The 21,325-nt window shown below is 68.9% G+C and carries 17 protein-coding genes; 1 reads left to right on the forward strand and 16 read right to left on the reverse strand.

What is annotated here, in order from left to right; all coding sequences use genetic code 11:
• From E8A74_RS04375 to E8A74_RS04390, 4 genes are all read right to left on the reverse strand, one after another.
• Complete coding sequence (locus tag E8A74_RS04375; RefSeq protein WP_136927637.1) at positions 1 to 1,695, reverse strand: ABC transporter permease; 1,695 nt, start codon at positions 1,693 to 1,695, stop codon at positions 1 to 3.
• Positions 1,692 to 3,356 (reverse strand): lysine--tRNA ligase, encoded by a 1,665-nt coding sequence (gene lysS / locus E8A74_RS04380; RefSeq protein ID WP_136927638.1) that lies wholly within the window; start codon positions 3,354 to 3,356, stop codon positions 1,692 to 1,694. The genes E8A74_RS04375 and lysS overlap by 4 nt, the downstream gene beginning before the upstream one ends.
• Positions 3,353 to 4,499, reverse strand: a protein-coding gene (prfB, locus tag E8A74_RS04385) for a peptide chain release factor 2 (protein ID WP_136927639.1) whose coding sequence is annotated in 2 segments (ribosomal slippage) — positions 3,353 to 4,429 and positions 4,431 to 4,499 — 1,146 coding nt in all. Because the reading frame shifts where the segments join, the coding sequence is not laid out codon by codon here. The genes lysS and prfB overlap by 4 nt, the downstream gene beginning before the upstream one ends.
• A 63-nt stretch (positions 4,500 to 4,562) precedes the next feature.
• Positions 4,563 to 5,690 (reverse strand): cytochrome-c peroxidase, encoded by a 1,128-nt coding sequence (locus E8A74_RS04390; RefSeq protein ID WP_136927640.1) that lies wholly within the window; start codon positions 5,688 to 5,690, stop codon positions 4,563 to 4,565.
• Positions 5,691 to 5,946: 256 nt separating this feature from the next.
• Between E8A74_RS04390 and E8A74_RS04395 the strand changes: the two genes are divergently transcribed.
• Complete coding sequence (locus tag E8A74_RS04395; protein WP_136927641.1) at positions 5,947 to 8,028, forward strand: M48 family metallopeptidase; 2,082 nt, start codon at positions 5,947 to 5,949, stop codon at positions 8,026 to 8,028.
• 51 nt (positions 8,029 to 8,079) lie between these two features.
• On the opposite strand, the gene E8A74_RS04400 is transcribed toward E8A74_RS04395, so the two are convergent.
• The 12 genes from E8A74_RS04400 to E8A74_RS04455 all read right to left on the reverse strand — a co-directional run bounded on the left by E8A74_RS04400 (position 8,080) and on the right by E8A74_RS04455 (position 21,232).
• Positions 8,080 to 9,543 (reverse strand): dihydrolipoamide acetyltransferase family protein, encoded by a 1,464-nt coding sequence (locus E8A74_RS04400; RefSeq protein WP_136927642.1) that lies wholly within the window; start codon positions 9,541 to 9,543, stop codon positions 8,080 to 8,082.
• Position 9,544: 1 nt separating this feature from the next.
• Positions 9,545 to 10,519 (reverse strand): alpha-ketoacid dehydrogenase subunit beta, encoded by a 975-nt coding sequence (locus E8A74_RS04405; protein WP_136927643.1) that lies wholly within the window; start codon positions 10,517 to 10,519, stop codon positions 9,545 to 9,547.
• A gap of 54 nt (positions 10,520 to 10,573) precedes the next feature.
• A complete protein-coding gene (locus tag E8A74_RS04410) occupies positions 10,574 to 11,710 on the reverse strand; it encodes a thiamine pyrophosphate-dependent dehydrogenase E1 component subunit alpha (RefSeq protein WP_232379371.1) in 1,137 nt (378 codons plus the stop codon).
• A 308-nt stretch (positions 11,711 to 12,018) separates the two neighbouring features.
• The gene (locus E8A74_RS04415; RefSeq protein WP_136927645.1) at positions 12,019 to 12,591 is read right to left on the reverse strand and encodes a tellurite resistance TerB family protein; all 573 of its coding nucleotides are present in this window, start codon (positions 12,589 to 12,591) and stop codon (positions 12,019 to 12,021) included.
• A gap of 72 nt (positions 12,592 to 12,663) precedes the next feature.
• Positions 12,664 to 13,791, reverse strand: coding sequence for a lipoyl synthase (gene lipA / locus E8A74_RS04420; protein WP_136927646.1), 1,128 nt, complete (start codon positions 13,789 to 13,791; stop codon positions 12,664 to 12,666).
• A 64-nt stretch (positions 13,792 to 13,855) separates the two neighbouring features.
• Positions 13,856 to 14,965: an Rpn family recombination-promoting nuclease/putative transposase gene (locus E8A74_RS04425; protein ID WP_136927647.1), complete on the reverse strand. Its 1,110-nt coding sequence runs from the start codon at positions 14,963 to 14,965 to the stop codon at positions 13,856 to 13,858.
• 82 nt (positions 14,966 to 15,047) lie between these two features.
• Entirely contained in the window at positions 15,048 to 16,052 is a 1,005-nt protein-coding gene (gene mtnA, locus E8A74_RS04430; RefSeq protein WP_420814203.1) for an S-methyl-5-thioribose-1-phosphate isomerase, read from the reverse strand.
• Between the two features lie 89 nt (positions 16,053 to 16,141).
• Positions 16,142 to 16,459 carry a hypothetical protein gene (locus E8A74_RS04435; RefSeq protein ID WP_136927648.1) on the reverse strand — a complete coding sequence of 106 codons (318 nt, stop codon included), beginning with the start codon at positions 16,457 to 16,459 and terminating at the stop codon, positions 16,142 to 16,144.
• A gap of 4 nt (positions 16,460 to 16,463) precedes the next feature.
• Positions 16,464 to 17,312, reverse strand: coding sequence for an SDR family oxidoreductase (locus tag E8A74_RS04440; RefSeq protein ID WP_136927649.1), 849 nt, complete (start codon positions 17,310 to 17,312; stop codon positions 16,464 to 16,466).
• Positions 17,313 to 17,378: 66 nt separating this feature from the next.
• Positions 17,379 to 18,215, reverse strand: a complete 837-nt coding sequence (locus tag E8A74_RS04445; RefSeq protein ID WP_136927650.1) for a hypothetical protein — start codon at positions 18,213 to 18,215, stop codon at positions 17,379 to 17,381.
• 3 nt (positions 18,216 to 18,218) lie between these two features.
• A complete protein-coding gene (locus E8A74_RS04450; RefSeq protein ID WP_136927651.1) occupies positions 18,219 to 19,865 on the reverse strand; it encodes a hypothetical protein in 1,647 nt (548 codons plus the stop codon).
• A gap of 470 nt (positions 19,866 to 20,335) precedes the next feature.
• Positions 20,336 to 21,232 carry a nucleotidyltransferase domain-containing protein gene (locus E8A74_RS04455; RefSeq protein ID WP_136927652.1) on the reverse strand — a complete coding sequence of 299 codons (897 nt, stop codon included), beginning with the start codon at positions 21,230 to 21,232 and terminating at the stop codon, positions 20,336 to 20,338.
• Positions 21,233 to 21,325: the final 93 nt, after the last annotated feature.

A 21,325-nucleotide genomic window follows, 5' to 3' on the forward strand; every position in this document is an offset into this window, starting at 1 on the left:
TCACTCGTAACGGAGCCCGTCGACGGGCGAAAGCCTCGACGCCGCGCGGGCCGGATAAAGGGTGGCGATCGTGCAGATGATGAGCGCGGCGACCGCGACCATCGCGTAGTCGCTCCCGTTCACGTTCACCGGCAATCGGTCGATGTAATACACCTCGGGATCCAACCGGACGCCGAAGCGCGCGAGGCCCGAGCAGGCGGCGAACGCGGTGCCCACGCCGAACACGGTGCCGATGCCGCCGATGATGACACCTTCGAGCATGAAGATGCGCATGATCGCGCCGTCCGACGCGCCGAGCGCCTTCAGGATCGCGATCTCTTTGCCCTTCTCGGTCACCATGAGCAGCAGCGTGCAGACGATGCAGAAGCTCGCGACCGCGATCGCAATCGAGAGGATGATGAACGTCGCGATCTTCTCCAGCTTCAGAGCGCTGAAGAGGTTCTTGTTCATCTCCACCCAATCGCGGACCCGGAGCGGCTCCTTGCCAGGCCCCATGTCGAACTTCGCGGCCGCGGCCGCCACGAGCGGCGTCACCTCCGCGACCCGCTCGGGATCCGGCACGCGCACGTCGATCTGGCTGATGTTGTCGCCCATGCTGAAGAAGCTCTGGGCCACGTCGAGCTTGATGTACGCGTGCGTCGCGTCGTACTCGTACATCCCGCTGTAGAAGATCGCCGCCACGCGGAACCTGCGCGTCCGCGGCATCACGCCCATTGGCCCGAGCTCGCCCATCGGCGAGAGCAACGTGATCTCGTCGCCCACGAGCACGTGCAGGCTCTTCGCGAGCTCCTTGCCGATGATCACACCCGGCAGGACCTTCACGTCCTTGCGCAACGCTGCCTTCACCGCCGGATCGAGGTCCGCCGAGGCGCGCAGGTCCGGCCCCTTGAAGTACGGCTCGCCCCCGGGGCCCCGGCCGATGATCGTGTCCGCCGGCAGATCCGCGAGCTTCTCTGGATCATCGAGCCACTCGAAGTTGCCGACCTCGATGTTCTGCTTGAGGTCGATCACCTGCGCGATCGTGTTCGTGTCGATGCCGCGCACGAGCGCGCCCGCGGTGTTCGACGCCGACGAGCCCATCGCGTCGCCCGCCACGACCGGCGTCGCCGCCCCGCCCTTCGGCGCGACCGCGAGCCGGATGCCGTCGAGCTTGTCTTCCCAGTCGCCGTAGCCGCCGGGCTGCGTCACGTCGACGACGATGTGCGCGTTGTTGCCCAGGATCTTGCGCTTCAGGTCGGCGCCGAAGCCGCCCATGATGCTCGTCACGGAGCAGAGCGCGCACGAGCTCACCGCGACGCCGGCCATGCTGAGCACGCTAATCACCGTGAGGAACCCGCTCTTCGTGGCGCGCACGTGCCGCGCGCCCACGTATGAGCTGAAGCCGCGACGCTCCAAGATGTCGAGGATCACCGGCAGGAACGCGGCGAGCACGACGAGCAGGAAGATCACGCCCGTGCCGAGCGCGGAGAACCCGACGATCTCGTCCCGCAGCCGGAACGGCGCGAACCGCTCGCGCGTGGTCTTCGCCGCGAGGGTCGAGAGTCCGACGAAGGCGAACCCCAGGAGCGACCCGAGGAGCCACGCGACGCCCCGCGGGGAGCCTGCTTGCAAGCGCCGGAAGCCGAGCACGGCGATCCACACCGACGCGAGGACGGAGAGGATACGCAGGACGAGGAAGGGAAGCTCTGCGATCAACTGCCGCTCGCCTCGGGCCGGAGGAGGGGGAAGAGGATGACGTCGCGGATCGACGCGGCGCCCGTGAGCAGCATCGTGAGCCTGTCGACGCCCATGCCGAAGCCTGCGGTCGGCGGCATGCCGTACTCGAGCGCGCGCACGTAATCGGCGTCGTAATCCATCGTCTCCTCGGCGCCCTTGGCCTTCTTCTCGACCTGCGCCCGGAAACGCGCGTCCTGATCCTCGGGATCGTTCAGCTCGCTGAAGGCGTTGCAGAGCTCGCGGCCGTCGACGAAGAGCTCGAACCTGTCGACGAGCGCTTCATTCCCGTCCTTCTTCCGCGCCAGCGGCGAGACCTCGAACGGGTAGTCGATGATGAACACGGGCAGGCTCTTCGAGCCGTCGTCCGTGCGGTAGTCCGCGGTGAGGAAAGGCTCGGCGAGGTACTCGTAGGCGCAGAAGACGCGCTCGCCGGCCGAGTCGCACTTCTTCATGCCCGAGCGGAAGTTCGCCCAGTCGATCTCGCGCTTCTTCTCCTTGGCGGCCTTCGCCCAGACCTTGATCGGCGCGTCGTCGTCGGCGACCTTCGTGGCGACCTCCGGGGGCAAACCCGAGCGAGCGAGGGCGTTCTCGATGGCCTTCGCCATCGGGACCCGGACGAACCGCTCGAAGGACCAGGTGCGCCCCTTCGCCCACGCCGCGTGCTCCTCGGGCAGCGCCGCGGCGAGCGCCTCGTCGACGGCGCGGAGCATGGCCTCGGTCTGGTCCATGAGCGTCTCGTACGTGGCGTAGGCCTGGTAGTACTCGAGCATCGTGAACTCGGGGTTGTGCCGCGTGGAGAGCCCCTCGTTCCGGTAACACCGCGCGATCTCGTAGACACGCTCGAAGCCGCCCACGACGAGGCGCTTCAAGTAGAGCTCCGGCGCGATGCGCATGAAGAGCTCCATGTCGAGCGTGTTGTGGTGCGTCTTGAAAGGCCGGGCCGCGGCGCCGCCGATGATCGTGTGCATCGTGGGCGTCTCGACCTCCAAAAACCCTTTGCCGTCGAAGAACCGGCGCAGCGCCGAGATGAGGAACGTACGCGCCCGGAAGACCGTGGCGACCTCGCGGTTCGCCACGAGGTCGACGTAGCGCATGCGGTAACGCGCCTCGACGTCCTTGAAGCTCGTCTTCGTGGGCAGCGGGCGATAGGCCTTCGTGAGCAGGCGGAAGCTCGTCGCCTTGACGCTGAGCTCCCCCTTCTGCGTGGCCATCGCCGTGCCGCTCGCCTCGATGATGTCGCCGAGGTCGATCTCCTCGTGCAGGCGCGCATACGCCTCGCCGAGCACGGCCTCGTCGCAGTAGAGCTGAAGCTCGCCCGTGCGATCGCGGAGACGCACGAACGAGACGCCGCCCATCTGCCGCAGGAAGAGGACCCGGCCCGCGATCCGCAAGGGCTCGGGCGTGACCTTCTCCGCGTCGTACCGGCCCGCGGCATTCTTCGCGCCGTCGAACCGCGCGCGGGCCGAGGCGAGATCCACGAGCGATTCGCCCGACGTGACGTCGTTGGCGAAGGGGTTTTCCCCGCGCCCGCGGATCTTCGTGGCCTTCTCTTTCCGAACGGCGATCAGGGTCTCCTCGGCGTGCGGTGTCGCCGCAGCCGCCGAAGAGCCTCCCTTCTTGTCCTGCTTGTCCTCGCTCACGCGTCGTCCTCTGCGACCACTTGGCCGCCCTTCTTCAGCGTGCCGCCCGCCGCGGCCAAGAGGTACGCCTCGATGAACGCGTCGAGATCCCCGTCGAGCACTGCATCCACGTTGCCGGACTCCGACGCGGTCCGCACGTCCTTCACGAGGCGGTAGGGCGCGAGCACGTAGTTGCGAATCTGGCTGCCGAAGTTGATCGCGGTCTTCGAGGCCTGGTACGCGGCGTTCTCGGCGTCGCGCCGCGCCAGCTCACGCTCGTAGAGCTTCGCCTTCAGCATCTTGAGCGCCATCGCCCGGTTCTGATGCTGGCTGCGCTCGGCGCGGCAGACGATGTTGATCGTCGGATCGGGCAGGTACCGGAGCCGGACCGCCGTCTCGACCTTGTTCACGTTCTGCCCGCCCTTGCCGCCGGCGCGCATCGTCGTGATCTCGATGTCCTTCTCGTTGATGTCGATCTGGATGTCGTCCCCGACGTCGGGCGTGATCTCGACCGCGGCGAACGCGGTTTGTCGCGTATGATCCGCGTTGAACGGGCTCATGCGCACGAGCCGGTGCACGCCGGTCTCCGAGCGCAGATACCCGTAGGCGCCCGGCCCCGACACGGTGAACGAGACCGCGTCGATGCCGGCCTCGTCGCCGTCCTGGTAGTCGATGATCTCCGTCTTGTAGCCGCGCCTCTCGCAGAAGCGCAGGTACATGCGGAGCAGCATCGACGCCCAGTCCTTGGCGTCCGTGCCGCCGGCGCCCGGGTGAATGCTGACGATGGCATTCGACTGATCCGCGGGCCCGCTCAGCATCCGCTCGAGCTCAACCTTGCGCAGACGCGCGTCGAGCTCGACGACCTGCTTCTCGCAGTCGGCCATCGCGGCTTCGTCGTTCTCGGCGGCCGCGAGCTCCAGGTACTCGGCGGTGTCGTCGATCGCGCGGCCGAGCGTCTGCGCGACTTCGAGCTTTTGCTCGACGTCCGCGCGCTTGCGCAGCGTGGCCTGCGCCTTCGTTTGATCGTTCCAGAAACCAGGCTCGAGCGACTTTTGCGTCAGCTCGGCGAGCATGCGCGTGAGCTTGGGGACGTCAAAGATGCCCCCTTAGCGCAGCATAGCGCCTTTTGAGGTCTTCGATTTTCTCGCGGGTCTCGGACAGCATGGGCGGCGGTTTATTCGATTTCCGCCGCCCACGCCAGAGGGTTTGGAGCTTCGGGCTCCATGATCACGTGGGATCGGGGCCCGGCGTCTTCTCGCCGTTCGCGGGCAGCTCGGGCTTCTTGATGTACTCCAGCGGGATCTCGCCCGTCAGCGATTTCAAGAACGCCACGATGTCCGCGACGTCCGCATCGGGCAGCTCCTTGCCGAGCTGGTGATACGCCATCGCCTGCACCGCCGTCTCCAGGCGATCGAAGGCGCCGTCGTGGAACCACGGCCCCGTCTGCGCCACGTTGCGCAGCGTCGGGACGCGGAAGACCATCTTGTCCTCGTCCTTCTTCGTGACGTCGTAGCGGCCGAGATCCTTCTGGTTCGGGTACGCCTTGATCAGGCCGAGCTTCTGGAAGCTCGAGCCGCCGAGCGAGCTGCCGCTGTGGCACGAGGTGCAGCCGTTCTGCACGAACTTCGTGAGGCCCGCGCGCTCCTGATCCGTGAGCGCCGTCTTGTCGCCGGCCATGTACTTGTCGAAACGCGAGGGCGTCACGAGCTGCCGCTCGAACGCGCCGATCGCCTTCGCGAGGTTGTCGTACGAGATCGGCTCCTTGTCGTCGGGGAAGGCCTTCTTGAAGGCGTCCTCGTAGCCCGGGATCGTCTCGAGCACCGCGACGACGCTCGCCTCGTCCTTCATGGCCATCTCGACCGGGTTCAGGATCGGGCCCTTGGCCTGGTCTTCGAGCGTGCCCGCGCGGCCGTCCCAGAACTGCGCGACGTACCCGCCGGCGTTGTACACGGTGGGCGCGTTGCGGCCGCCGAGCTGGCCTCTGTGGCCCTTCGAAACCTTCGTGCCGTCGACGCCGAACTTGTCGAGCAGGTGGCACGAGTTGCACGAGAGGTCCTGGTTCTTCGAGAGCCGCGTGTCGTAGTAGAGCATGCGGCCGAGAGCGACTTTCTCGGTCGTGATCGGGTTCGTGTCGGTCTCGCCGCTCTTCGCCTCGTACTTGGCGGGCAGCGTGCCGAAGTTGTTCTTCATGTCCGCGAGGTCGAGATCCGCGAGCTTCGCGGCCTCGGTCGAGGCGTTCGCCCCCTTCTTCTTCTGCTGGAACGGGAGCGGCGTGGCCTCACGCTCGCCGCAGCCGGCGCCTGCGAACGCCGCGGCAGAGACCAAGAGCAGTGGCAGGAACAGGGCGAAGCGCATCGGTGACGTGTCTCCTCGCAAGACGGAGCCCAATTGCATGGGAAGCGGCTCCTCGGCGCTTCTCTCTAGGTGACAACACCACGCGGCGTCAACGATCGGCTGAAAGGACGACGGATCGAACCGAAGGTGCCCCAACGGAACGGAAGCCCCGCGCCCTCGGTCGGGCTCGCCCGCCGCAGCGTCGCCATCGGGATCGCGCGGCCGCAGTCGGGTCGGGTAGGATGCGGAAAAACGCGGAGGAGGCGCCGTGGGAGGGATGCGGACGACGTGGGGGAAACGAGCGTGGCGGTTCGGAGGGGCGTGGCTCGTCGCCCTCGCGGGTTTGCTCACCTCCGGGGAGGGAAAGGCCGCTGACGAGGCGGCCTTCGAGAGGGAGCTCGCCGCGCAGATCCAGAAGCTCGATCCCGAGGCGGCGACGCTGTTCGCCGAGGCCAACGCGGCCCGCGAGCGGAGCGATCTCGCGAGCGCCGCGGGGCTTTACGAGCAGGTGCGCGCGCGCGTGCCGAAGTTCTCGGCCGCGACGCGGCGGCTCTGCACGGTGAAGCTCCACCAAGGCGCGCGCAACGAGGCCATCGCGCTCTGCCGCAAGGCGCTCGAAACGGAGGACGTGGCCGAGAACAAGGCCGCCCTCGCGCAGGCGCTCCTGCTCCGGCCGCAAGGCGCGGCCCCGAACACGTTGGATGTGCGCGAAGCGTTCGAGCTCGCGAGCTCCGCCGCCGCGCGAAAACCCGACGACAAGTTCGCCCAGCTCCTGCACTGCGAATCTGCGCTCCAGTACAGCCGCTTCGATCAGCTCCGGAGCTGCTCGCGCGCGCTCGAGCGCATCGCGCCGGAGTTCGCCCCGACGTACCTCTACGCGTCGATGGTCGACGCGTCCGAGGGCCACCTGGACAAGGCCCTCGAAAAACTCGAACGCGGGAAATCGCTGGGGATCGACGAGGCAACGTACACGTCGCTCAAGGGCCAGTACGAGGAGGCGATGCCGTTCCACGAGCGATACGGCGCGACGATGCTCTACGGCTTCCTCGGGTGGCTCGCGGGGCTCGTCGCGCTGCTCGGCCTCGGGGGACTGCTGAGCAAGCTCACGCTGCGCGCGGCGACGGCCGTCCCGAAGTCGGCGGACGAGAACGCGACGGGCGCGGACAAATGGCTGCGGCGTATCTACGGCGTCGTGCTCTGGGCCTGCTGCGCCTACTACTACATCAGCCTTCCGATCGTGATGTCGCTCGTGCTCGTCGCAGGCGGCGGCATCATCTACGGCTTCCTCGCGATCGGTCGGATCCCCGTGAAGCTCGTGGCGATCGTCGCGATCTTCACGCTGGTGTCGTTGTGGGCGATGCTGAAGAGCATCTTTTTCCGGCGGAAGGAGGGCGAGCCGGGCGACAAGCTCGACCTCGCCGAACACCCGAAGCTGCGCGCCGTCCTCGAAGAGGTGGCCGGTCGTATCGGCACGCGGCCCGTGGACAACGTGTACATGACGCCGACGACGGAGGTCGGCGTCTTCGAGCGCGGCGGCCTGCTCCGTCAGCTCACGGGGCGCACGGAGCGATGCCTCGTGCTCGGCGCGGGCGTGCTCGACGGTTTCTCGATCGGCGCGTTCAAGGCCGTCCTGGCGCACGAGTACGGGCATTTCCACAACGAGGACACGGCCGGCGGCGGCTTCGCGCTGGCCGTGCGGCGGAGCGTGTTCACAATGGCGCTCTCGCTCGCGCAGGGCGGAGCCGCGGGCTGGTACAACCCGGCGTGGCTCTTCGTGAGCGGGTTCCACAAGATCTTCCTGCGGATCTCGCAGGGCGCCTCGCGCTTGCAGGAGGTGCTCGCGGACCGATGGGCAGCCTTCGCGTATGGGGCGGATGCGTTCACGGAGGGCCTGAAGCACGTGATCGAGCGGTCGATCCGCTTCGACGTGCACACGCAGGTCGCGCTCTCCGAGGTGATCCAGGAGAAGCGCGCGCTCGCGAACCTCTATCGCTACCGCGTCCGCGGAAAAACCCCGGAGGACGCCGAGATCGAGAAGGCGGTCGACGAGGCGATCCACGCCGAGCCTTCGCCCTACGACAGCCACCCCTCGCCCGCGGATCGTTTCGCCTGGGTGAACGCGCTGCCGAAGCGCACGATCGAAAGCTCACCCGACGACACGCTGGAAGTCTGGGCACTGTTCGGTGACCGGGCGAAGCTGGAGAAGCAGATGACGCAGAAAATCCGCGAGGCCGTGGCGATGAACCACGGTGTCGTCATTCCTGCGGGCAAACCGAAGGCGAAGGTGAAGAAGGACGAGGCCGGAGAGGAGACGGACGAGGCGGAGGAGCAAGCCCCGGAGGCAGCCGGGGCCGCTTGATCTCCCCCGCCTGAGCCCTCCCTCTCCACGCGGTGGAGAGGGAGGAGAGGCTCACGCCATCTCGAGGAACAAGCGATCCGGGTTCTCGAGATACCCGATGATCTCGTAGGCGAACGCCGCGCCGATGTGGCCGTCGATGATGCGGTGGTCGAAGGACAAACTGAGCAGCATCACGTCGCCGATCACGATCTGACCGTCGCGCACCACCGGCTTCTGCTTCATCTGGTGGATGCCGAGGATCGCGACCTCGGGGAAGTTCAGGATCGGCGTCGCGAAGAGGCCGCCCTGCGCTCCGAGCGAGGTGATCGTGAACGTGGAGCCGCCGAGATCCTCGGCCCGCACCTTGCCGGCCTTCGTGTCGTCGCCGAGGCGCTGGATGTCCTTGGCGACGTCGAGGATGCTCTTGCGATCGGCGCGACGCACGACGGGCACCATGAGGCCCGCCTCGGTGGCGGACGCGATGCCGATGTCGTAGTAGCGCCGCTGCACGATCTCCTGCGTGGTCTCGTCGAAGGCGCTGTTCAGCGAGGGGTGCTTCTTCAGCGCGGCGACGACGGCCTTCACGAAGAAGGGCAGGAACGTGAGCTTCACGCCGGCCTTCTCCGCCGCGGGCTTCAGGCGCGCGCGAAGCTCCTTCAGCGCCGTCACGTCGCACTCCTCGACGAACGTGAAGTGCGCCGCGGTGTGCTTCGAGCGGGCCATCTGATCGAAGATCCGCTTGCGCACGCCGCGCAGCGGGGTCCGCTCTTCGAGCGACTCCTCGCCGGCCGGAGGCGGCGGGACCCGCACGGGCGCGGGGGCCTTCGCCGTGACCGGCGCCGCGGGCTGCGGCTCGGGCGCGGCAACGGGCTTCGCCAGAGGCGCGGACGCCGTCGGGAGCGACTCCGGCACATGCGAGGCCGCCGCCGTATGCATCGCGAGAGGCGCCGTCGTGGGCGCGGCGATCGCGCCGCGGACGTCGTCCTTCGTGACCCGCCCACTCGCGCCCGTGGGCGTGACGCGACGCAGATCCACGCCGAGATCCCGGGCGAGCTTGCGCGTGGCCGGCGTGGCGAGCGGTTTATCGTTGTAGTACGCGGCCACGGGCGCCGCCGTGATCCCGTTCGTCGTGTGCGAGGTCCCGAGCGGCATGAGGTTCATGCCGGGCAGGTCCTCCTTGATGTCGCCGACCGCGGTCGCGGCCGGGCCATCACTCTTCGCGGCAGCCTTCGGCGTGCTCGCCGCCGTCGGCTCGGCCGCTGCGGCGGGCGCGAGCGCGGCCTGCGGCTTGTCGCCGTCGAGATCGAACACGACGAGCACCGAGTGCACGGCGACGATCTGGCCCTCTTTGGCGCGCGTCTCCAGGATCTTGCCGGACTTCGGCGCGGTGATCGTGACGGTCGCCTTGTCCGTCATCACCTCGACCATCGGCTGGTCTTCCTTGACGACGTCGCCCGGCGCGACGAGCCACTTGACGATCTCGCCTTCGGTGACGCCCTCGCCGATGTCGGGCAGCTTGAACTCGAAGCTTGCCATCTCAGTACCTCGCGGTCTCGATGATCGCCGGCAGGATGCGGTGGGAGAGCGGCAGGTACTCCATCTCGAGCGTGTACGGGAAGGGCGTGTCGAAGCCGGTCACGCGCTTCGGCGGCGCCTCGAGGTGGAGGAAGGCCTTCTCGTTGATGAGCGCGACGATCTCGCCGCCGAGCCCGCAGCTCTTCGGCGCCTCGTGCACCACGACCACGCGGCCCGTCTTCTTCACCGACGTGATGATCGTCTCGATGTCGAGCGGCCAGAGCGTACGCAGGTCGATGACCTCGCAGTCGATGCCCTGCGCCGCCGCCTGGTTCGCCGCGTCGAGCGCCTCGTAGAGCATCGCGCCCCAGACGACGATCGTCACGTGCTGGCCCTTGCGCACGACGCTGGCCTTGCCGAGCGGCACCGTGTGATCCCCCTCGGGGACCTCGCCCTTCGCCGCGCGGTAGATGCGCTTCGGCTCGAAGAAGAGGACCGGATCCGGGTCGCGGATCGAGGCGAGCAGGAGGCCCTTCGCGTCCGCCGGATTCGACGGACAAACCACCTTGAGGCCCGCGACGTGGATGAACTGCGCCTCGGGCGACTGCGAGTGGTAATGGCCGCCGCGGATGCCGCCGCCGGTCGGCGTGCGGATCACGAGCTTGGCCGGATACTCGCCGCCCGAGCGATACCGGTACTTCGCCAGCTCGGAGACGATCTGGTCGTACGCGGGGAAAATGAAGTCGGAGAACTGGATCTCGGGGACGGGGACCAGGCCGTAGAGGGCCATGCCGATCGCCGTGCCGATGATGCCACCCTCGGACAGCGGGGTGTCGATCACGCGCTCGTCGCCGAACTCGTCGAAGAGCCCCTGCGTGACGCGGAAGACGCCGCCGACCTTCCCGACGTCCTCGCCGAGGACGACGACGCGGTTGTCGCGCCGCATCTCGTGGCGGAGGGCGTCGTTGATGGCCTGGACCATGTTCATCTGAGGCATCGTGCTATCTCTCCGTGACCTTCTCGAAAGCAGGGCGGGGGCTTTCCCCGAGGATCAGTGGCCGTGCCCCTTGGCACGGGGTCCACGCAAAAGCTCGTCCCGCTGCTCCTGCAGGTGCCAGGGGAGCTCGCCGAAGACGTCCTCGAACATCGACTCGAGCGCGGGCAAAGCCGTCTTCTCGGCGACCGCGATCGCAGCCTTGAGCTCGGCGTCGAGCTCGGCCTCGAGCTCCTTGTCCTGCGCGTCGGTCCAGCCCGTCGTGCGCTCGATGTACCGGCGCAGGCGCGGGATCGGGTCGAGGCGGCGCCAGGAGTCGAGGCCGGCCTCGGGCCGGTACGCCTTCGGATCGTCGCTCGTCGAGTGGCCTTCGAGCCGGTAGGTGAGCGCCTCGATGATCGTCGGGCCCTCCCCTCGCGCGGCGCGCGCGACCGCGTCGCGGGTGACCTTGACGACGGCGAAGAGGTCGTTCCCGTCGCAACGAACGCCGGGGACGCCGTACGCGATGCCCTTCTGCGCGAAGGTCTCGCTCGCCGTCTGGCGCTCGGTGGGCACGCTGATGGCCCAGCCGTTGTTGCGGCAAAAGAAGACCGTCGGCGCCTTGAAGACGCCCGCGAAGTTCATGCCGTTGTGGAACTCGTTCGAGCTCGTGGCGCCGTCGCCGAAGTAGACGAGGACCGCCGCGTCTTCCTTGCGGATCTTCGCGGCCCAGGCGAACCCGACGGCCTGCGTGATCTGGGTGCCGATGGGTGAGCTGACCGAGCCGAACTTGCCCGTCTTCCACGTGTAGTGGTCCGGCATCTGGCGCCCCTTCACGGGGTCGTTCGTGTTGCCGAACATGTTGTCGACGTACCGCTGGAGCGGCATCCCGCGCCAGAGCGCCGCGGCGAACTCGCGGTAGCACGGGAAGATCCAGTCGTTCTGCCGCATGGCAAAGGCGCTGCCGAGGATGCTCGCCTCCTCGCCCTTGCAGCCGATGTGGAAGCCGATGCGCCCCTGCCGCTGGAGGAGCACGAGGCGCTCGTCGAGCAGGCGCGCGCGGACCATCGCGCGGTAGAGGGTGAGCACCTCGTCGCTGCGAAGACCAGGATCGTTCGCCGGATCGAGGGTGCCGTCGTCGCGGAGAACACGCACGACGTCAGGCGCGTGCGCGTCGAGCGGATGCCGCGCGACCGGGTGGGCGGAGCCGTCCATGCTGCCCCCTGAGGCAGAGGAGGCGAGGCTCGATGCGGGTTGGGTGGCGGTGCTCATGATGGCGCCCGGACCGTAGTCAAAGGGCGACAGAATGGCCAGGGGACAAGCGCAGATCACGCCATTTTACAACACGCCGCGTCGTGATTGTTGCATCCGCGAAAAGGCCGCAGAACGACCGGCAATCATTGCGCAATTTCGTGCTGCACCCGCAGCATGACGAGCCACGCAGGAGAGACGCGTGCGCGTCCGCGCGTGCACGCCTCACGAGCGCGCACCGTGCGTGATGGACCAAGCACGAGCGCCAACGTTCAGACGGCGCCGAGGGCCTCGGTGGCCTCGGTGATCGCCGCGTCGACCGCCGCAGCGTCGAGCGCGAAGCGCAGCGCGAGCCGCTCGAGCAAGGCGCGCTCGGAAGGACGGATGCCGCCCGACGCGCGCGCCATGATCGCGGCGATGCGCAGCACCTCCTGCTGGTGATCACGATGCGTGATCATCTGCGCGATGTGCGCGACGCGCTCTTCTTCGCTCTCGCGTTGGTGCGCCGAGGCGAGCTCCCCGAAGAGCGCCTCGATCTGCTCGGCCGAGACCTTGCCATCGCAACCAATGCCCACGATGGAGCGGAGCACGGCGTCCTCGGTCGTGGTGAGCGGACCATCGGAGGCGGCCACGAGGTACGCGCTCTCGACCGTGCCCTCGAAGAGCGCGGCCGCCGCAGGATCGAAGCCGGAAGGGGCCGTGGCCTCGTCCCCCATGGGGCGGCTCTGCGCGAGGCGCGCCGCTTGCGCCAGGATCGAGTGCTGCACGCCGCGCGGGGCGTTCGGCCCAGGCCGTGCGATGCACTGCGTGACGCGCTCGATGAACTTCTCGTCAGGGGAGCTCATGCCGGGATCCTTCCCTAAGACGCCCCTTTTCACACACTCCGACCGAAACGCCAAGCCCCGGCGCCCAGGACGTCAGCGCCGCACGAGCGACGCCGCCGGAACGAGGCCCGCCGACGGGGCCCTTGCGCTGATCGACGCTCGGGGCTTCGGGTCGCCTTCGGCGCCCTGCGCCCCGAACCCCAGCGGGATCTCGACGCTCGCTGGCGCGCCGAGCTCCAGAGCGACCCGTGCAGCTTCCCGACGCGCGACGTCGAGCCGCGCATCGAGCTCGGCCTGCACGTCGCCGCCCTCACCGCCCTTGCCTCGCAAGAGGCTGCGCAGGAACACCTCGGCGGCGCGGTAACTCGACCGGACGAGCGGGCCCGACGCGGCGTAGAGGAAGCCCATCGCGAGGGCTTCTTCCTCGTAGCGCGTGAACGTCTCCGGCGGGACGAAGCGCAGGACCTCGTGATGCTTGGGCGTGGGCCGGAGGTACTGGCCGATCGTGACGACGTCGACGCCGACGCCGCGAAGATCCCGCATCGTCTCGATGACCTCGTCGTCCGTCTCGCCGACGCCGACCATGATCGAGCTCTTCGTCAGTTGCCCCTCGATCCCCTGCGCCCGCGCGCGCGTCTTGGCGCGCTCGAGCACGGCGAGCGACTGATCGTAGCTCGATCGCACGTCGCGCACGGTGCGCGTGAGGCGGCGGATGGTCTCGACGTTGTGCGCGAAGACGTCGGGCCTGGCGTCGACGACGGTGTCGACGGCGGAGAGATGTCCGCTGAAGTCGCCGACGAGCGTCTCGACGAGGATGTCGGGGCGGAGCGACTTCAAGCGCTGCACGGTGCGGCCGACGTGCTCGGCGCCGCCGTCGAGGAGGTCGTCGCGGTTGACCATGGTCATGACGACGTACTGGAGATCGAGCCGCGCGATCGCGCGCGCGACGTGCTCGGGCTCGCGCGTGTCGACGGCGCCGCGCGGGTTGCCGGTGGTGACGGCGCAGAAGCGGCAGCCCCGGGTGCAGACGTCGCCGAGCAGCATCACCGTCGCCGTGCCCTCGCGCCAGCACTCGCCCACGTTGGGGCAACGCGCTTCCTCGCAGACGGTGTGGAGATCGAGCTCGCGGAAGGTCTGCTTGAGGTGATGGTAGGTGTCGCCCCCAGGCGCGCGGACTTTCAACCAGGGAGGCTTGGGGACGAAGCGGGAAGCGGCGGTCATGGATTCCGTTCTGGAGCCGAGGGGAGATGACGGCAAGGGACTCGCGTGGCCGGCGAGCGTACGGTCACACGGAGCTGCGTCGAACCCGCGCGCGGGTCTTTGTTGCTGCGCGCGGGGTGGAAGAGGAAGATGCGCGCGGGGTGGAAGAGGATGCGCGCGACGGCGGCGCGGCGCGGCGGACCTCGCCGAACACCTCGTCCAGAGTTTCGGCCGTGAGCAGACGGACGCCCCAGCGGCTGAGCGTGGCCTCGTCCGCGTCGGCGATCTTCGTGCGGGCGGAGGCCGGCAGAGCGCCGAAGCGCGCCGTGAGGAGTTTCCGCAAGAGCCGCGCCTGTCCCTCCATGCGGCCTTCGACGCGTCCCCGCTCCTCGACCTTGTCTAGCCAGGTGATGATCACGTCTCGCACCTCCGAACCCGTCGCACGTTCCAGGATCTCGCCGACCTTCTCCGCGCCGATGCGCTGGTGGGTTGATGCAAGATACCGCAGCAACACGCCAAGTGCAGCAAGGCCGTCCTTGGCCAGTAGCACCTCGTCGAGCGCCTGCCCGATCCGCTCGATCTCCCGCTCGAACCGCGCGTCGTCGCCCGCCACGGACAGACACCACAAAACGACCTGCCCGAGCGACGTGAGCGCCCGCTCCACGAGATCGCCCGCGCGCCCGCCGCCGAGGTCGATCAGCCGGAGCTCGAACTGCGGGACGAACGGGGAAAGCCGGGGACGAACCGTCGCGTCCATCGGCACGAGATCCTGGAACGCCGTCGCCGCCGTCCAGCCCGCCTCGCTGTGGTGCACGACGATGGGGATGATCGGCGGCAGCTCCTTCAGCTTGGGCTCGTCGCGGACGAGCTGCTCCCAGAGCCGAAACATGTAGACGCCCATGCGAAACACCATGAGCGGGTCGACGTCGCGCTGCTGCTCGACGAGCGCGTGGAAGTAGACCTTTTTCCCGCGGATGCGCGCCGAAAACACGAGGTCGCCGTGGCGGTGGCGGAGCGCGCGGTCGACGAAGCTGCCCTGTTCGAGCCGCAACGTGCCCCAGTCGATCCCGTCCGCGAGCTCCTTCGGCAAAGCTGCCCGGAGCAGGCCGACCGCGTGCTCGCGCTGGGAAAACGCCCACTTGAAGAGCGCGTCGTGCGGCTGGGACAAGGGATCCGGACGGCGCGGCTTCGGCATGCCCGGGACGTTTGTCCCGGGTTCCCCCGGACGAACAAGTTTTTCGAGATGAAAAGCCCGGGCGACCCCCGGACGAACCGGCCTACACCCCGCTCGCCTCGCCCGCCCGCGCGATCTCCCCCGCGGCAAACTCGCCCCGCTCCGTGAAGATCGCCGTAATCAGCTCGGCCGGCGTCACGTCGAACGCCGGATGCCGCGCCGGCACGCCCTCCGGCACCAGCACCGCGCCTCCCACCCGGACCACCTCGTCCCGGCTGCGCTCCTCGAGCGGGATGTGATCCCCGTCCAGCGTCGCGAGATCGACCGTGCTCCACGGCGCGGCCACGTAAAACGGGACGCCGTGGTGCTTCGCCAGGCAGGCGAGCCCGTACGTGCCGATCTTGTTCGCGATGTCCCCGTTCCGCGCGATCCTGTCGGCGCCCACCACGATCGCCGTCACCTCGCGCCGCCGCAGGAAATAACCGGCCATCGAGTCCGTGATCACCTCGACCGGGATGCCGTCTTGCGCGAGCTCCCACGCCGTCAGCCGCGCGCCTTGCAGGTACGGCCTCGTCTCGTCCGCCAGCACCCGCACGCGCTTGCCCGCCTCCGCCGCCGCGCGGATCACGCCGAGCGCCGTGCCATACCCGCCCGTCGCCAGCGCGCCCGCGTTGCAATGCGTGAGGATCGTCGCGCCGTCCGGGATACGCGCCGCGCCGATCCGACCCATCCGCCGGCACGCCTCGCGGTCCTCCACGTGGATGCGCCGCGCGAGCGCCGCGAGCTCCGCCACGCGCACCTCGGCCGCGTCGCTCGCGTGCGCCTCGGCCGACGTGAGCATGCGCGAGACCGCCCAGGAGAGGTTCACCGCCGTCGGCCGCGCCGCCACCAGCATGCTCGCCGCGGCGCGCAGACCGGCGACGTACCGCTCCGCGACCGCCGGGCGCAACGCGCGCGCCGCGAGCACCATGCCGTACGCCGCCGCGATCCCGATCGCCGGCGCGCCGCGCACGACCATCGCGCGGATCGCCTCCGCGACATCCTCGACCGAGCGCAACGTCACGTAGACCTCGCGCGCCGGCAGATCCCGCTGGTCGAGGAGGAACACGCGGTCGCAGCTCTCCGCGAGCTCGGCCGCCGAGTACCCCGCGCCCGAGAGCGCCGGGGCCGGATACCAGGGCGGGGGCGCCACCGTGGTCACGAATGCCCCCCGTGCCCGTTCTTCGGGCCTTCCGCGGCGCGGGCGAGCTCGAGGCGTCCCCGGATCTCCTCCGCCACCATGGCGAAATCCTCGGCCGCCTCGGCCTTTTTCCCTTCCAGGTAGGCCCGGAGCCCCTCGATGGCCGTGAGCGCGATGCTCGCGTTCACGCCCCTCTGCGAGAGGGACTCGATCACGTCGCCGTTCTTCAGGAGATCCTCGAGATCGTCGAACACGCTCGCGATCTCCCGGGTCGGATCCACGGCGAACGTGGTGCCCGATCCGATCGTTCGGTCGTCGTCGTCGCTCGAAGCCATGGCTTCACTTCTTCTTGTCGGTCGTCTCGGTCGTCGTCGGGAGCGCCGAGAACGGGAAATGCGGCGGCTCGTGGCCAGGCGCGCACTGGTACTTGGAGAAATCGGTCACGCCTTCGCTACGCAGGAGCGTCTCGTCGATCCAGGCCTGGCCCTGCCGCGCCGAGGGCTCCTTCGTGATCAGCGCGAGCGTCGCGTCCGCGAGGATGTCGGCCTTGCGCCAGAACTCCGGGCCGCCGAGGCCGAAGTTGATGGTCGCGTAGCTCTCGATCGCCGTCGCCGGCCAGAGCGCGTTCGCCGTCACGTTGTGCGCCTTCGCCTCCTCCGCGATCGCCAGCGCGATCATCGTCATGCCGAACTTGGAGACCGCGTAGGCCCCATGGTGCGCGACCCCGTTCGCGTCCACCGGCGGCGACATCATCACGATGTGCCCCCACTTGCGCTCGATCATGTGCGGCAAGGCCGCCTGCGCGAGCGCGAACGACGCCCGCACGTTGATGCCCATCACGAGGTCGAACTTCTTCATCGGCGTCCCGGTGACGTCCGCCCACCAGAGCGCGCCCGCGTTGTTCACGAGCACGTCGAGCCGGCCGAAATGCGCCACCGCTTCGGCGACCGCCGCCTGGCACGCGTCCGCGTCGCGCACGTCGAGCTTGATCGGCAGCGCCCGGCGGCCGAGCCCCTCGACCTCCTTGGCCACGCTGTGGATCGTCCCCGGCAGCCGGGGATTCGCCTCGACCTCCGACTTCGCCGCGATGACGACGTCCGCGCCCTCCCGCGCACAAGCGAGCGCGACCGCCCGACCAATGCCCCGCGAGGCGCCCGTGATGAAGACAACCCTGTTCTCGAGCCGCATGGCGGGTTCCATACTGCACGCTGGCACCCTCCGCGACGGATTTCGTCGCTCGAAGGGCACGCGCCGTCAGCGCCGCCCTTTGCTCCGCTTTCGCGTCCCGGAGACGATGCGCGCCGCGTCGCGGGGCGGCTTCTTGCTTGCCTCCAGGAGCCCATCGATCCGCGCGGCCTCCGCGTTTTTCAGGCCTCCCCGGCGCAGGGCCGTGATGGCCTGCGACACGACCTCGCGCGTCTCCGGGCGCTTCGAGGCCGTCTTCGCTTCGACCCACGCGACGACCTCGGGGAAGCGCGCTGCGAGCACCGCGACCTCGCTCGGCATCGCCTCGCGGAGGGTGCGCAGGCCCTGCGATCGCTCCGCCGCGCGGGGTGACACGTCGGCGAGCGTGAACGCCTCGTCGAGCCGCGCGATCACCTCCTCCGGCCCGCGCAGCCGATCGAGGACCTCCCGATCCGCGAGCGCTTCGAGCACCACGTGCGCGTGGAAGTAGCCGTCGGTCCACGTCGCGAGCTCGGGCAACGTCGCCTCGCCCCGCTCGCGCAGCACCTCCCGCAGCGCGGAGACGATGCCCATGCGGACGAGGTGCCGCGGCTCGTCCGCGAGGTCGTGGAGCGTGCCCATGGCCCCGCGCGGGTCGAGGCCCACGAGCGCGCGCTGGGCGAGCGCGTGCGCCGCGACGATCACCGGATACTCGCCGGGGCATCCGAGCAGCGCGCGGACGAGCGCGTCCGCTTTGCCGCGGCGGGACGCGATGGCGATGCCCACGGTGCGGGCGAAGTCGAGGTTCGGGCGCGTGCCGGGCAAGTTCGAGTGCCGATCGAGCACGTCGAGCAGGCCGCGCAGGGGTCCCCCCGCGAGGACCAGATCGAGGGCCGCGTCGAGCTTGCTGGGTTGTGCTTCGGGCATTTCTCAGAATCCGATCGTGGCGCCCACTTCGGGCGTCAGCACGAACGTGACCACGGGGAGCGTCACGTTCGCGCGCAGGCCGACGCTGATCGCGACCCGCTCGAGCGGCGCATACTGCAAGCCGCCGCCGAGCGCGAGAAATCCCTGCCCGGCTTGCTTGTACGCCTTCAAGGACTGGACCCGCGGCTCGACACGCGAGCCCTCGTACGTCGGGTTGCCCGGCTTCGTGCAAGGGCTGTTCTGGTCGGCCGGGTTCGCCGCGCCGCAGGCGACGCCGTCTTCGAGCACCTCCACGTTGACGGGCGTGTCGATCTGCGCGAGCCCGGCCGCGGCGAAGACGAAGGGGCGCGCGCCGATGCTGGCGAACGGGTTCTTGCCGATGAAGTAGGTGCCGCGCAGCTCCGCGTGCACCGGCAGGAAGCTCGCCTCGTCGGCGCTCGACGTGCGGAACGCGAAGCCGATGCGCACGCCCGCCAGGATGTTGTCGAGGAAGAGCCGGTCGTAGCCGGCCATGACGCGGATCGTGGAGAGCGCGAGGCCCCCCGAGACGTTGTTCGCGACGCCGGGCGTGGGCGCGCCGAGGTACCGGCTCCCGTCCTCGCGCACGCACACGAAGTGCTCACGCTCCTGCCCGTCGACCGAGCAGACGTCCTGGCCCGAGAAGATCGAGATGTCCGGCGCGATCGTGAGCGAAACCCAGTTCTTCCGCGGGCCCGTGTCCTTCGGCTCCTCGAAGGCGTCTGGCCTCTTCGTGCACTCGCCGCTGATGCACGCGTACCCCGCGTTGCACTGGTTGTCGTCGAGGCACTGCCTCGGCCCGGACTCGACCTTCACGCAGAGCTCGGGCGGCGCGAAGCCGGGCCAGCTCGGCGGCTCGCCCTCGATGCGCGCCTTGATCGCCGTGCTCAAGGGCTGCGCGCGCGAGCCCGCGCCCGTCACGATGGCGCCGTCCGCGTCGGTGATCGTGATGTAATAGTCGAGCTTGCCCTCTTTCGTGACGTCGGTGCACGGCACGTTGATGCCGAAGCCGAACTCGCCGACCTTCTTCATCACGAGCGTCTTCCAGTCGCCCGCGCCCGGGGCGAGGAACGTGACCGTGACCTTCTTCGCGTCCTGCAAGAGCTCCGGCGCGAGCCGCACGTAGAGCGGCAAGGGCGTGTCGACGCGCTGCTCGGCCGGCGCCGTGTGCGTGATGCCCTGGCCCGAGGGCGCGGCTTGTCCCCCTGCCGCGGGCGCGCCGTCGAGCTTGAGCTGCTTGCGCGCGTTCTCGTAGGCGTACTTCACCTCGCCCGAGCTCATGTCCTCGTCGGGCTTCGCCGACTTGTCGAGGGTGAGCGCCTCGACGAACACCTCACGCGCGTCTTCGAGCTGCTTCTTGCCGCCCGCGAGCACCACGCCCAGCGCCACGAGGGCCCGCGCCTTCACGCTCGGCGTGCACTTGTCCGCGCCACACGCGTCGATCGCCGTCCGGAGCCGCTTTTCAGCCTGGTCGAACTTCGTCTCCAGGTAGTCGACATCCATCGCCTGCGTGATGGCCTTCTCGGCCTGCGCGTCCTTGGGCGCCGCCGCATGCGCGGGCAAGGCGCAGAGGAGCGGGGAGCCGAAGGCGAGCGCGAGCAGGGCGCGAGGGAAGAAACCCAAGGGACGCATCGGGCGAACTCTACCTTAACGGAACGTGACAGGGCGAGATCGGTGCGCGCAGGCGGCCGAGGATGCGTGGTGTCTGCAAGGACGAGGCGATCGCGCGCGTGGGGGATCACCTTGCCCGTCGCCACGTGGCGACCCCCTCACGTCACGATGACGCGTGCCTGTCGCCGCGTGGCGACCCCCTCGCGTCACGGCGACGCGTGCCCGTCGCCGCGTGGCGACCCCCTCGCGTCACGACGACGTGTGCCCGTCGCCGCGTGGCGACCCCCTCGCGTCACGACGACGCGTGCCCGTTGCCACGTGGCGACCCCCTCACGTCACGATGACGCGTGCCCGTTGCCACGTGGCGACCCCCTCGCGTCACGACGACGCGTACCCGTCGCCGCGTGGCGACAGGGGCGGGGCGGGGTTTCGAGGAGGGAGAGCGTGTGAATGGGGATGGGTGGAAATGGTTCTTCGGGGGGCCCCCTGCATCACACCAACGTGAAAGCCGGTCGATAACCGAAACCAGCTTCCTTGGCCAGCTCCACCACGCTCGCCCACAGCTCGCTCACGGCGCGGGTGGAAGCGCTCAAATCCGCCGGAGTCTCCCCCAGGCGGGCCAATATCCTCGACAACTGCTGCACGTACCCCGGCGGGACCAGCGGCGCGTGCGCATGAAAGCCCGCGGCAATCTCGGCCATCGCCGTCTTGTCGGTCATGAAATAGGTTTCATTGAGTGCAAATAGTACCTGGGTCAGAAAAGCACCCGTGCGGGTCAGCGCGCCGGACACCGCATACACGTCACCGCGCTCGGCATACGCAGCGGCATGCACGAGCGAAAACTCGGCCAGCCACAGATTCGAAAGAACGAGCTTCTCTTTCAGCAGCGGCGGGTAGACCTCCACCTGCCGTTTCAGAGATGCGATATGCCCTGCCGGATCGTGCAGCGGCAAGCAAACGCGCGTCTCGGCCAGGTAGGTCACGCTGTAGAAGCCAAAGGCGGGCTGCTGGTCGAAATGATGGTGCGTGACGCCCCGCGCCGCCTCGTCGAGCGTGCGCCGAACCTGATCGAGGTTGCGGTAAATGAAGTCCACCTTGCCGGCGGTCGTCCGGATCCAGGCGCCGCCATTGACCCACGGTCCCCAGCCGTAGAAATCGGTCACGTCGGGAGGGCCGGCGATCGAAATCTCGGCCGCGACGCGGCGAATGTCCTCGATCCGGAACGGGCTGTCCTCGGCGTAATACATGGCCACGTCCAGATCCGAATCCGGACGGGCCATGCCGCGCGCGTACGAACCGCCGAGCACCACGGCGACGACGCCTGGCACGGCCGAAAGGCGCGTGGTGATCGTATCGAGCAGGGCTTGTTTCTCCGCGGGGAGTGTCATAGAGAGTGCCGATCTTGCTCGCAAGCAACGCGACGGTCCAGTGCGATCGACGGCAGCAGCTTCGCGGACGCGCGAGCCTTCGCGGGAGGAAAC

Source organism: Polyangium fumosum (genome assembly GCF_005144585.1).
Lineage (GTDB): Bacteria > Myxococcota_A > Polyangia > Polyangiales > Polyangiaceae > Polyangium > Polyangium fumosum.

Bases quoted from the DNA above. Each gene is read 5' to 3' on its own strand.
- lipA (WP_136927646.1), bottom strand. From the start codon at position 13,791: ATGACCGCCGCTTCCCGCTTCGTCCCCAAGCCTCCCTGGTTGAAAGTC.
- E8A74_RS04445 (WP_136927650.1), bottom strand. From the start codon at position 18,215: ATGCCCGAAGCACAACCCAGCAAGCTCGACGCGGCCCTCGATCTGGTC.
- E8A74_RS04440 (WP_136927649.1), bottom strand. From the start codon at position 17,312: ATGCGGCTCGAGAACAGGGTTGTCTTCATCACGGGCGCCTCGCGGGGC.
- E8A74_RS04425 (WP_136927647.1), bottom strand. From the start codon at position 14,965: ATGCCGAAGCCGCGCCGTCCGGATCCCTTGTCCCAGCCGCACGACGCG.
- E8A74_RS04435 (WP_136927648.1), bottom strand. From the start codon at position 16,459: ATGGCTTCGAGCGACGACGACGACCGAACGATCGGATCGGGCACCACG.
- E8A74_RS04450 (WP_136927651.1), bottom strand. From the start codon at position 19,865: ATGCGTCCCTTGGGTTTCTTCCCTCGCGCCCTGCTCGCGCTCGCCTTC.
- E8A74_RS04405 (WP_136927643.1), bottom strand. From the start codon at position 10,519: ATGCCTCAGATGAACATGGTCCAGGCCATCAACGACGCCCTCCGCCAC.
- E8A74_RS04455 (WP_136927652.1), bottom strand. From the start codon at position 21,232: ATGACACTCCCCGCGGAGAAACAAGCCCTGCTCGATACGATCACCACG.
- E8A74_RS04410 (WP_232379371.1), bottom strand. From the start codon at position 11,710: ATGGACGGCTCCGCCCACCCGGTCGCGCGGCATCCGCTCGACGCGCAC.
- E8A74_RS04400 (WP_136927642.1), bottom strand. From the start codon at position 9,543: ATGGCAAGCTTCGAGTTCAAGCTGCCCGACATCGGCGAGGGCGTCACC.
- E8A74_RS04390 (WP_136927640.1), bottom strand. From the start codon at position 5,690: ATGCGCTTCGCCCTGTTCCTGCCACTGCTCTTGGTCTCTGCCGCGGCG.
- E8A74_RS04395 (WP_136927641.1), top strand. From the start codon at position 5,947: ATGCGGACGACGTGGGGGAAACGAGCGTGGCGGTTCGGAGGGGCGTGG.
- E8A74_RS04415 (WP_136927645.1), bottom strand. From the start codon at position 12,591: ATGAGCTCCCCTGACGAGAAGTTCATCGAGCGCGTCACGCAGTGCATC.